General features: G+C 69.1%; 14 protein-coding genes. 8 read left to right on the top strand and 6 right to left on the bottom strand.

The genetic code is table 11. The annotated features are described in order from the left end of the window. Position 1 precedes the first annotated feature (1 nt). The gene (locus EUA06_RS20115) at positions 2–799 is read right to left on the bottom strand and encodes a deoxyribonuclease IV (protein ID WP_129479124.1); all 798 of its coding nucleotides are present in this window, start codon (positions 797–799) and stop codon (positions 2–4) included. Further along, positions 796–1,740 (bottom strand): serine/threonine-protein kinase, encoded by a 945-nt coding sequence (locus EUA06_RS20110; protein ID WP_129479122.1) that lies wholly within the window; start codon positions 1,738–1,740, stop codon positions 796–798. Before EUA06_RS20110 ends, EUA06_RS20115 begins: the two co-directional genes overlap by 4 nt. 224 nt (positions 1,741–1,964) lie before the next feature. Between EUA06_RS20110 and rpsF the strand changes: the two genes are divergently transcribed. The 4 genes from rpsF to rplI all read left to right on the top strand — a co-directional run bounded on the left by rpsF (position 1,965) and on the right by rplI (position 3,774). Further along, positions 1,965–2,255: a 30S ribosomal protein S6 gene (gene rpsF, locus EUA06_RS20105; RefSeq protein WP_129479120.1), complete on the top strand. Its 291-nt coding sequence runs from the start codon at positions 1,965–1,967 to the stop codon at positions 2,253–2,255. Between the two features lie 113 nt (positions 2,256–2,368). Next, positions 2,369–2,989: a single-stranded DNA-binding protein gene (locus EUA06_RS20100; protein ID WP_129479118.1), complete on the top strand. Its 621-nt coding sequence runs from the start codon at positions 2,369–2,371 to the stop codon at positions 2,987–2,989. An 87-nt stretch (positions 2,990–3,076) separates the two neighbouring features. Further along, positions 3,077–3,313, top strand: a complete 237-nt coding sequence (rpsR, locus tag EUA06_RS20095) for a 30S ribosomal protein S18 (RefSeq protein WP_056603689.1) — start codon at positions 3,077–3,079, stop codon at positions 3,311–3,313. 14 nt (positions 3,314–3,327) lie between these two features. Continuing rightward, positions 3,328–3,774 carry a 50S ribosomal protein L9 gene (gene rplI, locus EUA06_RS20090; protein ID WP_129479117.1) on the top strand — a complete coding sequence of 149 codons (447 nt, stop codon included), beginning with the start codon at positions 3,328–3,330 and terminating at the stop codon, positions 3,772–3,774. A gap of 180 nt (positions 3,775–3,954) precedes the next feature. Here the strand turns inward: rplI and EUA06_RS20085 are convergent, their stop codons facing one another. Together EUA06_RS20085 and EUA06_RS20080 are read right to left on the bottom strand one after the other, a co-directional pair. Next, positions 3,955–4,359 (bottom strand): hypothetical protein, encoded by a 405-nt coding sequence (locus tag EUA06_RS20085; protein WP_129479116.1) that lies wholly within the window; start codon positions 4,357–4,359, stop codon positions 3,955–3,957. 17 nt (positions 4,360–4,376) lie between these two features. After that, positions 4,377–5,702 carry an MATE family efflux transporter gene (locus EUA06_RS20080; protein WP_242498271.1) on the bottom strand — a complete coding sequence of 442 codons (1,326 nt, stop codon included), beginning with the start codon at positions 5,700–5,702 and terminating at the stop codon, positions 4,377–4,379. Positions 5,703–6,227: 525 nt separating this feature from the next. Here EUA06_RS20080 and dnaB point away from each other — a divergent pair. From dnaB to EUA06_RS20060, 4 genes are all read left to right on the top strand, one after another. Then, positions 6,228–7,631 (top strand): replicative DNA helicase, encoded by a 1,404-nt coding sequence (gene dnaB, locus EUA06_RS20075; protein WP_207208462.1) that lies wholly within the window; start codon positions 6,228–6,230, stop codon positions 7,629–7,631. A gap of 315 nt (positions 7,632–7,946) precedes the next feature. Further along, the gene (locus tag EUA06_RS20070; protein ID WP_242498270.1) at positions 7,947–8,411 is read left to right on the top strand and encodes a DUF6153 family protein; all 465 of its coding nucleotides are present in this window, start codon (positions 7,947–7,949) and stop codon (positions 8,409–8,411) included. An 86-nt stretch (positions 8,412–8,497) separates the two neighbouring features. Further along, entirely contained in the window at positions 8,498–9,064 is a 567-nt protein-coding gene (locus tag EUA06_RS20065; RefSeq protein WP_129479113.1) for a DUF305 domain-containing protein, read from the top strand. A 72-nt stretch (positions 9,065–9,136) separates the two neighbouring features. Beyond that, positions 9,137–9,973, top strand: a complete 837-nt coding sequence (locus EUA06_RS20060) for a F510_1955 family glycosylhydrolase (protein WP_129479111.1) — start codon at positions 9,137–9,139, stop codon at positions 9,971–9,973. A 110-nt stretch (positions 9,974–10,083) separates the two neighbouring features. Here the strand turns inward: EUA06_RS20060 and EUA06_RS20055 are convergent, their stop codons facing one another. Continuing rightward, the gene (locus EUA06_RS20055) at positions 10,084–10,314 is read right to left on the bottom strand and encodes a hypothetical protein (RefSeq protein WP_207208461.1); all 231 of its coding nucleotides are present in this window, start codon (positions 10,312–10,314) and stop codon (positions 10,084–10,086) included. A 49-nt stretch (positions 10,315–10,363) separates the two neighbouring features. Further along, positions 10,364–13,531, bottom strand: coding sequence for a beta-phosphoglucomutase family hydrolase (locus tag EUA06_RS20050; RefSeq protein ID WP_277985688.1), 3,168 nt, complete (start codon positions 13,529–13,531; stop codon positions 10,364–10,366). Positions 13,532–13,715 lie beyond the last annotated feature (184 nt).

Genomic DNA, 13,715 nt, shown 5'->3' with positions numbered 1-13,715 from the left:
CTCAGAGCCGCTCGCGCAGCCACGCGAAGTCGGCGACGTGCTCAGCTGCGCCACCCGGCGTCTCGCAGATGACCGGTGCGCCGGCCTCGCGCACGACCGCGGCGAACTCGTCGGCGGGGAGGTGGCCGTTGCCGAAGTTGGCGTGCCGGTCCGCACCGGAGTCGAAGTTGTCGCGCGAGTCGTTGGCGTGGACCAGGTCGATGCGGCCGGTGATGCCGCGGACCTTCTCGACTGCGTCGCCGAGCTCGATGCCGCCGGCCCAGGCGTGGCAGGTGTCGAGGCAGAAGCCGACGTTGTCGGCCCCCTCGGCCGAGGAGATCGCGTCCCAGACGCCGGCAATCCGGTCGAGGTGCCGCGCCATCGCGTTGTCGCCGCCCGCAGTGTTCTCGATCAGCAGCGGGATCTTGAGGTCGGTGGCCTCGATCGCCTTGCGCCAGTTGTCGAAGCCGACGCTCGGGTCGTCGTCCTTGTTGACGTGGCCGCCGTGCACGATCAGCCCGAGCGCACCGATCTCGGCGGCAGCGTCCATGTGCTGCTGGAGCAGCTTGCGGCTCGGGATCCGGATCCGGTTGTTCGTGGTCGCGACGTTGACGATGTAGGGGGCGTGGACGTAGAGGTCGACCCCCGCCTCCGCCGCAGCCGCGCGCAGGGCGGCCGGTCCGCCCTCGAAGCGGACCTCCGGGCCCTTGTAGCCCTGCGGGTCGCCGAGGAAGAACTGCACCAGCGTCGTGCTGCGCGCGACGGCCTCGGCGACCGGGTCGGTCTGTTCGACGTGGGCTCCGATGGCGAGAGTGCTCATGTCGCCCACCCTAGGAGGACGCACAGACAGCCGGCGACGACGGCGACGAGTGCGGCCACCGCCGCCCACGCCGGCCAGTCGACCTCCCCCGCCCCGGTCGTACGCCGTCCGCGCGGCGGCGGCCCGAGCCGGTCGGGCACCGGCGGGCCGGCGGCGGCCGGCAGCGGCAGCCGGCGCAGCAGCCGCAGCGCCGCGTCGGCAGTCGCGAGGCGCTGCTCGGGGTCGCTGACCAGCAGCCGCTCGACAAGCGGTCGGAGCGGATGGGACGGCAGTGCCTCATCGACGGGGGCCCGCTGGCACGCGGGCGGCAGCCCGGTGACCATCTCGAGCACCACGCGGCCCACGGCGTAGAGGTCCTGCGACGGGTCGGGTGGTGCTCCCCGCGCCTGCTCGGGGGCCATGTAGCCGTCGGTGCCGATGGCGCCCGGGACGGTGGTGAAGCGGCGGTCCGCAACGGGGGCGGCGACGCCGAAGTCGCCGAGGCGCAGGTGCGGCGGCCCGTCGCCGGTCGCCTCGAGCAGCAGGTTGGCGGGCTTGACGTCGCGGTGCACCAGCCCGGCGCCGTGCACCGCGGACAGGCCGAGGAGGAGCTGTTCGCACAGGAGCCCGGCGGTGCCGGGGTCGAGCGGGCCGTGCTCGCGCAGGAGGTCGGCGACCGAGCCGCCCGACACCAGCTCCATGGCCAGCACCACCAGGTCGTCCTCGGCCGCCCAGCCGTGCGGCGCGACGACGTGGGGGTGGCGCACCCGCACCGCCTGCTCGCGGACGAAGCGGGCGAGCAGGGCCGAGCTGTGCTGACCGAGCACCTTGAGCGCGACGTGGCGCCGGGTCCGCTCGTCCCACGCACGCCAGACCGATCCCATGCCGCCGGACCCGACCTGGTCGAGCAGGACGTAGCGCCCCGCGACCATGGCGGGGTGTCGGGTCGTCACTGCCGGCACGCAGGCGACGCTAGCCCGGTCCGACGTCGTCGCGCGGCGGTCGTCCACAGGCGTCGTACGACGATTCAGGCGGGGGTCCCCGGCGCTGGTAGCCTTCCCCGGTTGCCTCCGGGCGACATGTGCACCAGCACGGCACCGCGACCCACGTCGCACGCCGTGAACGCAGAGTCCTCCTGCCACGGAAAGCCCGTGGCCGCTCTAGCCCAGAGGAGGTGGAGACCGCTATGCGTGCCTATGAAGTGATGGTCATCCTCGACCCGAGTCTCGACGAGCGCACCATCGAGCCGTCGCTCGACAAGTACCTCAACGTGATCCGCAAGGACGGCGGCTCGGTCGAGTCCGTCGACGTGTGGGGTCGTCGCCGGATGGCGTACGAGATCAAGAAGAACGCCGAGGGCATCTACGCCGTCGTCCAGCTGACGGCCGAGCCCGCCACGGTGAAGGAGTTCGACCGCCAGCTCACGCTGAACGAGTCGATCCTCCGCACGAAGGTCATGCGTCCCGACGCTCACTGAGCGTCTGTGGATAGACCCTTCCGGCTGTCGGTGAGTGCCTGTTTGATGGGCATCACCGGGAGCACCCCCCGGATCAGTCAGCGCAGCAGCACCACATCCTGAGGAGACCTGGCATGGCAGGCGAGACCACGATCACCGTCATCGGCAACCTCGTCGACGACCCGGAGCTGCGGTTCACCCCTTCTGGGGCACCCGTGGCCAACTTCCGGATCGCGTCGACGCCGCGCACCTTCGACCGCCAGACGAACGAGTGGAAGGACGGCGACACGCTGTTCCTCTCGTGCGCCGTGTGGCGGCAGGCCGCGGAGAACGTCGCCGAGTCCCTCCAGCGGGGCATGCGCGTGATCGTCCAGGGTCGCCTCAAGTCGCGTCAGTACGAGACCCGCGAGGGTGAGAAGCGCACCGTCTTCGAGATCGACGTCGAGGAGGTCGGCCCGTCGCTGCGCTCCGCATCGGCCAAGGTCACCAAGACGACCCGGTCCGGCGGCGGTGGCGGCTACTCGGGTGGCGGCGCCGGTTACTCGGGCGGCGGTGGTGGCGGTCAGTCCGCGACGGCCGACGACCCGTGGGCCAGCCCGGCTCCCTCGCAGGGTGGCGGCGCCGCCCAGGGCGGCAGCTGGGGCGGTCAGTCCCAGGGCGCCGCGGGTGGCCAGGGTGGCGGCCAGTCCGCTCCGCCCAACGACCCGTGGGCGACGCCCGGGGTCAACGGCGGCAACGAAGAGCCGCCCTTCTGATCCTGGTCCGGGATCACTGAAGCAAGACACACCTCCATTCCGTCCCTGATTGCCTCAGGGCCGGGCTCACTGAAAGGGAGCACCACAATGGCCAAGGCAATTCTGCGCAAGCCCAAGAAGAAGGTTTGCCAGTTCTGCAAGGAGAAGGCGACCGGTGTCGACTACAAGGACACCACCCTCCTCCGCAAGTTCATCTCCGACCGTGGCAAGATCCGCGCCCGTCGCGTGACCGGCAACTGCGTCCAGCACCAGCGTGACGTGGCCATCGCCGTCAAGAACGCGCGCGAGCTGGCTCTGCTGCCCTACACGTCCACCGGTCGCTGAGAGGAGCACGAGACATGAAGCTCATCCTGACCCAGGAGGTCGACGGCCTCGGCGCCCCCGGCGACGTGGTCGAGGTCAAGGACGGCTACGGCCGCAACTACCTCGTTCCCCGTGGCCTCGGCATCAAGTGGAGCCGCGGCGGCGAGAAGACCATCGAGTCCATCAAGACCGCCCGCACCGCTCGTGCGGCGCGCGACGAGGACCACGCCAAGGAGATCAAGACCAAGCTCGAGGCCAACCCGGTCATGGTCAAGGTCCGTGCCGGCGAGGGCGGTCGCCTGTTCGGCGCCGTCACCACCTCGGAGATCGCCGACGCGATCGCCGAGGTCTCGGGCGAGAAGGTCGACCGCCGCACGATCGTCGTGGCGAACCCGATCAAGACGCTCGGCTCGCACACGGTGTCGGTCAAGCTGCACGACGAGGTGTCCGCCACGGTGGCCCTCAACGTCGTCCCCGCCTGATCGGCGCGACGACACCCGCACCACGTTCCACCACGCGCGGCCCGCTGCCTCTTCGGAGGCGGCGGGCCGGTCGTCTTTCCCCAACCCTCCGGGGTAGTCCGCTGCAAATAGCCGCTCCCGGGCGTTCCACCAGCGGTCTTCTGCAGCGGACTACGTCGACGGGTGACGGGAATCTGTGGACTACTGGGTGGGGCGCTCGCAGAGGAACGGCGGGCCGGAGCCACCGGAGTGGTACTCGTACGTCGTGCCGTCGACCCGCAGCGTGATCCGCAGGCCCTCGATGAGCGACTGGGTGTAGAGCACGCCCTTCTTCGCGCACCCCTTGCTGCCGTCGGTCCAGGTCACCTCCTGGACCGCGCCCACCTCGACCGTCCCGGTCTCGACACCCAGCCTCGAGGCGAGGTCGTCGATCGAAGCGATCACGGCGGGTGAGTCCGCGCCGGGGACGGGCTCGCTGGGCGTCGGCTGCGGCACGGGGCTCTCCTCGGCGGTCTCGACGGACGGGTTCGCTGCCGGGTCGTCCGCGCACCCGGTGAGGGCGAGGCCGAGGGTGGCTGCCACGAGCCAGGTGCGTACGCCGGTCACGATCGCCACACTAGGCCTCAGCGAGTGACCCGGGCCCCGGTCACCATCCACGCGTCGCCGCGCGCCCGCCAGGTGAGCAGCACGCCGCGCGCGCCCATGAAGACGAACGTCATCGCCACCCACACCATGACCAGCCCGTGCGGGAGGGTGGCCGCCCAGAGCGCGGCCGGTGTGTACGCCGCCAGCACGACCAGGCCGGCCCACGCCAGGTAGGCACCGTCGCCGGCGCCGATCAGCACGCCGTCGAGCACGAAGACGACGCCGGCCAGCGGTTGCCCGATCGCGGCCACGAGGAGCACCGGCACCAGCAGCTCCTGGACCGACGGGTCGCTGGTGAAGAGCGCGCCCACGAAGGGGGACACCGCCGCCAGGGCGAGCCCGGCCACGAGCCCGCTGCCCCAGCCCCACCGGATCATCCGCTTCGTCAGCCGGCGGGTGGTCTCGACGTCGCCGCTGCCGAGCGAGCGCCCGGTGAGGGCCTGCGCGGCGATCGCGATGGCGTCGAGGGCGAAGGCGAGGAACGACCAGAGGGTGATCGCGACCTGGTGGGTGGCGATGGTGACGTCGCGCCCGTCCGTGCCGACGCGGGTGACGGCGTACGTCCCGACGAGCAGGCAGGCGCGCAGCGCGAGGGTCCGGATGACGAGGGCGACGGCGGCGTGGGCGGCGGCGCGGATGCCGGGCAGGTCGGGGGTCAGCGGGGCGCCCTGCTCGCGGGAGGCGCGGACGACGACGGCGACCAGCCAGCCCGCCGAGACGACCTGGGCGATGACCGAGCCGATCGCGGAGCCGGCGATCCCGAGGTCGAGGCCGTAGACGAGGAGGAGGTTGAGCGCGATGTTCACGCCGTTGCCGACGACCGCGACGAGCAGGGGCGTACGCGTGTCCTGCAGTCCGCGCAGCACGCCGGTCGCGGCGAGCATGATCAGCAGCGGCGTGGTGCCGAGGAAGGCGATCGCGAGGTAGGTCTCGGCGTGGCCGGCGACCTCCGCGCCGGTGCCGAAGGCGCCCACCAGCGCCGGGGTGCCGACGACGCCGAGGACCGTGGCGATGGCGCCGATGATCACCGCCAGCCAGATGCCGTCGACGCCTTGGGCGAGGGCCGCGCGGAGGTCGCCCGCGCCGAGGTGGCGCGCGACGCTCGCGGTGGTGCCGTAGGCGAGGAAGACGCACAGCCCGACGACGGTCTGGAGGATGACGGCGGCGATGCCGAGACCGGCGAGCTGCGGGGTGCCTAGGTGGCCGACGATCGCGGCGTCGGAGAGCAGGAACAGCGGCTCCGCGACCAGGGCGAGGAAGGCGGGCACGGCGAGCCGCAAGATCTCCCGGTCGACGGCTTTCACGAGTTTCAGCCTAGGAACACCGCTCCGTCCACCGCTCGGCGGGCCGCGATAGTCGACGGGTCCGCACGGCGTACATAGTCCTTTCGGACTACCTGTGCATCGTGGTGTGGATGAATGGGCCGGAGGAGCCTTGGGAGCGCGTTGTCGACAAAGCAACAGGCGACATCCAGATGTCGGACAGGTGAACGACCGCCGCGGCCACATATTCTCCGTCCACAGGGTGTGCAGGATGTTTCCGCAGGTCAGCAGCCTGCGCCCGATCGATTGACTTCGTTCTCCACAGCGCGCTCCACCGTGCGTCCACGACGGTGCGCGTGTCGTCCACGTGAGTGCGCAGGTTGTCCACAGGGCCTGTGGAGAACCGGCTGTCCATAGGGGCCCATGACCACGTACGTTCGCCCGCGGCAAGGGCCACGCTCGGGGATCACGGACACGACACTCACTCGACGTCATCACGACGTCGCACCAGTGTCGGTGGTCGTCCCTAGCGTCGGACCCGTGGGCAGCGCGGCGAAGGGAGCACCGGTGAGCGTCACCTTCCAGGGGGACACCGACGAGGCATGGGGCGACGGTCCCGCGGCCTACGAACCCGGTGAGTCGCCCCGTTCGGCGGGTGACCGGACGCCTCCGCAGGACAACGCCGCGGAGCAGAGCGTGCTCGGCTCGATGCTGCTGTCCAAGGACGCGATCGCCGACGTCGTCGAGACCATCAAGGGCGTCGACTACTACCGGCCCGCCCACGAGGTCATCCACGACGCGATCATCGACCTCTACGGCCGCGGGGAGCCGGCCGACCCGATCACCGTCGCGGCCGAGCTGGTCAAGCGCGGCGAGCTGCAGCGCATCGGTGGCGCTCCCTACCTCCACACGCTGTCGGCCAACGTGCCGATCGCGGCCAACGCCGGCTACTACGCCGAGATCGTGCGCGACAAGGCGGTGCTGCGCCGCCTGGTGGAGGCCGGCACCCGCATCGCGCAGCTCGGCTACGCCGGCGAGGGGCAGATCGACGACGTCGTCGACAGCGCCCAGGCCGAGGTCTACAAGGTCACCGATCGTCGCGCGACCGAGGACTACGCGCCGCTGAGCGACATCATGAGCGGCGTCCTCGACGAGATCGAGATGATCGGCAACCGCGAGGCCGGTCTCTACGGCGTGCCCACCGGCTTCGCCGACCTCGACGACCTGACCAATGGCCTCCACTCCGGCCAGATGATCATCGTCGCGGCGCGCCCCGCGATGGGTAAGTCGACGCTGGCCCTCGACTTCTGCCGCGCCGCGTCGATCCACAACAACCTGACCAGCTGCTTCTTCAGCCTCGAGATGACGCGCTCGGAGATCATGATGCGTCTGCTCTCGGCCGAGGCGAAGGTCCCGCTCAACCACATCCGCAACGGCACGATGCGCGACGACGACTGGGAGAAGCTCGCCCGCAAGATGGGCCAGGTCTCCGGTGCGCCGATGTTCATCGACGACAGCCCCAACATGACGATGATGGAGATCCGCGCCAAGGCCCGCCGGCTCAAGCAGCGCCACGACCTCAAGCTCATCGTCATCGACTACATGCAGCTGATGAGCTCGGGCAAGAAGGTCGAGTCCCGTCAGCTCGAGGTCTCGGAGTTCTCCCGCAACATCAAGCTCCTCGCCAAGGAGCTCGAGCTGCCGATCATCGCGCTCTCCCAGCTCAACCGTGGTCCCGAGCAGCGCGGCGACAAGCGCCCGATGATGAGCGATCTGCGTGAGTCCGGCTCGCTCGAGCAGGACGCCGACATGGTGATCCTGCTCCACCGCGACGACGTCTACGAGAAGGAGTCGACCCGCCCCGGCGAGGCCGACCTGATCGTGGCCAAGCACCGCAACGGCCCCACCCGCGACCTCACCGTCGCCTTCCAGGGCCACTACTCGCGCTTCGTGGACATGGCCCAGGGCTGAGCTCAGTGCCTGCGTCAATGAAAAATGTCAGTAACGCGAGATAAACTGTCAGTTACACGACGAATGTGTCGCAAGCGGGGGGTTCCCGGGTGTGCCAGCCGGCGGCCGCGCTCTGCGCCCGGCTTTCTGAATCTGTCGATGCGCGGGTGTCTATGAGCGTCAGCCCAGGCAAGCACGCGACGTGGCCGACGGTGACGCCGAGCGATCGCGATGAGGATGGTCCCAGCGATGCGGATTCAGAGTTCGCATTGGTCGGGCTCGAGCACGCGGGCAGCGCGGGGGACCGATGACCAAGTGCTGCCTAAGATCAAGTTCGTGAGGAACCGAGCATCGACCCGGGCATCTGGCGCGCCCTTCGCGCTCGCCGCGGTGGCCGTCGCGCTGTTCGGTCTCCTTTCCATGCACGGCTGGGGTTCCCATACCGGCGCTCACTCCATGGGAGCGATGCCCGAGAGCGCGAACGTCATGATCGCCGCGAGCGACCCCACCCGGCATGACCACTCCGGACGGGCCGCCAGTGCCCCGGATACCTCCGAACAGATCGTCGCGGGTCACGCAGCGGGATGGGATTCTGGGGAGCCCGTCAGCGAGAGCGGCGCGGGGGTACTCGGCCTCTGCCTAGCCGTGCTGGCCGGTCTACTACTCGGAGTCGCCCTTCTGCTCGCACGTAGGGGCGTCCGCATCCCCCGCACCCTGCTGCCCGCGTGGCAGCCCCCGCTGTTCATCGGGCGCGACCGCGACCCGCCGGACCTCGGCATGCTCTGCGTGATCCGCTGCTGACAGGCATCCGCCACGAGGCGCCCACCCTTTGGGCGGCTCGAGTTTCGCCTGCCCAGACACCCGATCACACAGATGGAGAAACACTCATGCGCAAGTCGCTGATCACCGCCGTCCTAGCGGCGTCGTTGTTCACCCTCGCAGCCTGTGGCAACGAGGATGAGGCTGATACCGCCGGCGGGCACAACGACGCCGACGTCACATTCGCCCAAGAGATGATCCCCCACCACCAGCAGGCCATCGAGATGGCAGAACTCGCCGAATCACGCGCGGGAAGCGAGGAGGTCAAGGAGCTCGCCACCGACATCGAGGCAGCGCAAGGTCCCGAGATCGAGACCATGACCGGCTGGCTGGAGTCATGGGGCGAAGACGTCCCCGACGAGGGCATGTCGGGCATGGATCACGGCGACATGTCCTCCGACGACATGACTGGGATGATGACCGACGACGAGATGGCCGACCTTGAGGCGACATCCGGCGCCGGGTTCGACCAGATGTTCCTCACCATGATGATCGAGCACCACGAGGGTGCGATCGAGATGGCCCAGACCGAGCAGTCCGACGGTGAGTTCCCCGATGCGGTCGCGATGGCCGAGGAGATAGAAACGACGCAGGCGGAGGAGATCCAGACAATGCAGGACCTGTTGAAGTCCTGATCTCGTTCCTGGAGCCGGGCAGGCCGGAGCTAGTCCGCCTGTCCGGCACCAAATCCTCACCTCGGAGCTGCCATGAGCCGACCCAACGCCGCCCTCACTGCCGTCCTCCTCGGCGCCGCTCTCGTCACGGCCGCCTGCGCGAAGGACACCACAACGACAGCGCCCACCGCCGATGAGGACACGAGCGTCGGCCACATCCATGGTCTCGGCGTCGACCCGGCCGACGACAGCCTCTACGTCGCCACCCACTTCGGCCTCTTCCACGTTGACGAGAGCGGCCGGCCGAGCCGCGTCGCCGACCGGTATCAGGACACGATGGCGTTCACCGTCGTCGGCCCCGGCCACTTCCTCGGAAGCGGGCACCCGGACCTCACTGAGGACCTGCCCGCTCACCTGGGCCTGATCGAGTCCACGGATGCCGGAAAGACCTGGACGCCGCTCGCCCTCCAAGGCGAGGCGGACTTCCATATACTCGAGCCCGCCGGTGATGCCCTCTACGCATACGACGCCACCTCAGGCCGCCTGCTGCGAACGGAGGATCGGAAGAGCTTTGACGAGGTGTTCCAGGGCCCCCTGATCAGCGTCGCGGCCGTCGATGAGAATGTCTCGCTGACCGCGACCAACGGCAACGGCCGACTCGTCAGCATCGACGCCGGGTCCGGCGAGACCCGTGAGCTCGGCGGACCGACCATGATGTACCTCGACACCACTGCGGACGGGACCCTGGCCGGTATCGACCCCAACGGCGTCGTCCAGGTCAGCGCCGACGCTCGAACCTGGCGAGAGGTCGGCTCGATCGATGGTCAACCGGCCGCGTTCACCATCAGCGACCAGGGCTGGTACGCCGCAACCGAGACGGCCGTCTTCCAGTCCAGCGATGACGGCGAAACATGGTCCCGCGTGCTGTGAATGAGTCGCGGGAGGATGGGGAAGCCGAGCGTCGCACCAACGCGGTGGATCCGACCGCGCTAACCGGGTGCACCAGCGCGTGAGAGAGCGGCGGCTGAAGGCCGCGTTGATCAAGTGCTGGCCGCGGTCCGGCGTCCCGGCGCGTGCGCCCGCTCCGCACGCTCCTTCCGCCAGCCGTAGCGGGTCAACCCGTTGGGCTTGTAGATGTTCAGCACCAAGATGCCTATCAACAGCACCAGCCCAATGACGGCATGAGCGATGTCGCTGCTCATCATCAGCAGGTGCTCGTCGTCTGCGACGCGGGCGATGTCCCGCGAGAACCGGGTGGGGGCCTCGATCAAGCCGGGAACCTCATCCTCAGCGAAGATGCCCAACTGGACCAGGACAGGCTTAGTCGATGGTTCCCTGGGACGGATCGGCTCCACGTTCGTTGCGGTTCGCCGCGGTGCCAGGCGGACTGTGCAGGTGTCGGGAGGCTCCGGGCTGGAGCACCGTTGCGGTGCCGTTGGTGCCCACGCGCAACGGATGCGGGGTCACGCAATCGTGGGCGTCGAACTGGACACCGCCCTCACTGACATGAAGCGTGACGTGGTGGCCTTGGTAGTGGATCCTGAATGACACCGCCTCGATCTCGGGGGGCAGGCAGGGCGTTGCCGTGAGTTCCCGCTCCGAGATGCGGAGGCCAGCGAAGGTAGTGCGCACGATGTCGACGGTCCCCGCCATGGCTCCGAGGTGCACGCCTTCCTTGGTGGTGCCGCCCTGAGTGTCATCGAGGTCGGCCACCAGTGCTTCGCGGAACAGCGCCCAGGCCCGGTCAGGGTCGAACCTTGCCAGGACCGAAGTGTGGACCACGCGACTCAAGGTGGAGCCGTGGGCGGTGCGCGCCAGATAGTGGTCGACGGTGCGAGCCAGATCCTGCTCGGTCATGGAATAGCCGAGCGTCGACAGCACACCGAGGAGGTCGTCGACGTCCAGCAGGTACACGAGCATGAGGACGTCGGCCTGCTTGGCCAGTTTGTAGCGGTTGGTGGTGTCTGCCTCGGCCTCGAGGATGAGATCGAGCCGGCCGATGTTGCCGTGGGCGGAGCGGTAGCGCTCCCAGTCGAGCTCGGCGAGGTCCTGGTAGCCGTCAAACTGGCTGATGATGCCGTCGTGGATCGGGACCGTCAGCCTTCTGCTGAGATGCTCCCACCGGGCCGGTTCGTCGGGCTCCACTTGGAGTGCAGACATGAGCTCGTCACAGGCCTGGCCGCGGAGCAGTCCGAGTACGTCGAGTGCCCGGCTGCACACCCAGGCTGTCAGGACGTTGGTGTAGGCGTTGTCCCTCAGGCCGGAGCCGGGGGTGTCGGGGTATCCGTCGTGATACTCGTCGGGTCCCATCACCCCTTCAATGTGGAAGCGCTCGCCGACCGGGTCGTACCGGGCCATGGAGACGAACGCTCTGGCCACGTCGATGATCAGCTCGCCGCCACGTTCGGCCAGCCAGGTCAGGTCCGCCGTGGCCGCGTAGTACTGCCAGGCGTTGAAGGCGACGGCGAGGCCGACGTGCCGCTGCCGCCAAGAATTGTCCGGCATCCAGCGCCCCGACCGCGGGTTGAACAACCGGTCCGGTGTCTCTTCCCGCCCGTCACTGCCGCTCTGCCAGGGGAACACGGCGCCGGCCAGCCCCAACCGGGACGCAGTGTGCCTGGCTGCGGGGAGGCGGCGCCACCGGTACTCCAGCAGGGCCCGCGACACCGCCGGCGCCTGGGTGGTGAGCAGTGGCAGGACGAAGAGCTCGTCCCAGAACACATGTCCCCGGTAGCCCTCGCCGTGCAGGCCGCGTGCCGTTACACCGGCGTCCAGCTGGGCCGTGTGTTGGGTGAAGGTCTGCGCCAGGTGGAACAAGTGGAGGTTGAGGATCATGCTGTCCTGCGCGTCGAGTCCGTCGACCGTGACAGCGAACCGCTTCCACAGCTGGGCCCAGTCGGCCTCATGCTCGGCCAGGAGCTCGCCGAACCACTCGGGGGCGCGGGCGAGTTCCGCGAGGGCACCCTCCCGCGGAGACGCAACCGCGGAGTCCTTCGAGGTCACGATGGCTGCGGTCTTCTCGACGCTCACAGCCTGGCCATCGGTCATGTCGAGAGTGAACTCATGGGCATGGAAACCCGGGACCGCCTGCACGTGAGTCAGTGGACTCCGTCTGCTGCCGTTGACGCGAGTGCGGACGGCGGTGGCGATCCGGATCCCGCTCGCGGTCGTTTCGGCCTCGACCACGAGAAGATGGGGATCAACCGGTGCTCCTTGGACGCCCATGAGGTGACGGTTGGCCAGGGCACGAAACTCCGCGACGCCTGCGTTGGTGACAGTGGCGTCGATGCCCGACCGGATCGTGACCGTCCCGTTCCATCCCTCGGCGACCAGCGTGGTCTCTAGGGCCGCAATGTGGCACCTGACCAGCGAGACCAGCCGGCGTTGGACCAGGCGCAACCGGCGACCTCGCCGGTCGGTCAGGAGAACTCGGCGGACGAGCAGGCCCCGGCGAAGGTGGAGCTCGGTCGACTCGCTTTCGGTGCTGAGTCCGCCGGCGGACCACCACTCGCCGTCGTCGACCCGCAGGTCCAGAGGAAGCCAGTTGGGGGCGTTGACGATCTGCTCGTCCTCCACCGCCGTGCCTTCGATGGTGCTGGTCAGTCGGTTGTAGACGCCGGCCAGATACGTGCCCGGGTAGTGCGTGCCGTCGGCCCTGGTCTCTGGAGCGGCCCCGCGCGTTCCCAGGTAGCCGTTGGCCAGGGTGGTCAGCGCTTCTCGGTGGCCCTCGTGGGCGGGGTCGAACCCCTGGAAGGTGACGAGCCAGGGGTCGTTGCGGCGCACGCCCAGATCGAGCTGGCTGACGTCTTCGACGACAACGTCGGCGCCCGCGGCTTCGAGCCCCGCCCGATTGCCCTGCCGGGCGACGCCCACGACCAGACCGAACTCCCCTCGACGGGCCGCCTGCACGCCGGCAATTGCGTCCTCCACCACCGCAGCCCGTCCAGGATCCACGCCGAGCCGACGTGCAGCCTCGTTGAACATCGCCGGGTCAGGTTTGCCGGCCAGGCCAATCTCGTGTGCTGTCGTCCCGTCGACCACGACGTCGAAAAGGTCGGTGATACCTGCGGCAGCCAGGAGCGCCTCCGCGTTGCGGCTGGCCGTGACCAGGCCGGTTGGGACGTGGCCCTCTCGCAGCCGCCGCAGCAACGCATGGGTACCGGGGAACACCCGGATCTCGTGCTTGGCGAGAAGGTCGAGGAAGATCGCGTTCTTCCGCGCAGCAAGTCCCGCCACGGACCACACGTCGGTGCCGTCGGTTTGAATGCCCTCGGGCACGCTGAGTCGCCGGGATGCGAGGAAGGTCCGCACCCCGTCCTCACGCGACCGGCCGTCAACGTATCGGCGGTAATCCTCTTGCGGGTCGAACTGACCTGTGTCGGCGTCGGACGCTAGGCGAGGATCGCGCAACACCTCGTCGAACAGGCGCTGCCAAGCCTCGGCGTGGATGGCCGCGGTGTCGGTGACCACGCCGTCCATGTCGAAGATGACCGCCGCATATGGCGGGCGCAGTGCGGCCCGGAGACCGCTGCTCGTGACCGTGATTGCCTCCTCGCGTGCATTGTCTCAACTATTGCTTGGGATGCCCGGATGCTTTGTGTCCTGAAGTTCACCGTGCCCCTTGGGGAGGAAAGCTCGACCAGAAACTGGCGGCCCGGCGGTCCCGGCCGCC

This window comes from Nocardioides glacieisoli (genome assembly GCF_004137245.1).
In the GTDB taxonomy this organism is placed as follows: domain Bacteria; phylum Actinomycetota; class Actinomycetes; order Propionibacteriales; family Nocardioidaceae; genus Nocardioides; species Nocardioides glacieisoli.
The sequence above is the reverse complement of the archived record's forward strand: the minus strand, read 5'-3'. Positions and strand labels throughout refer to the sequence as shown.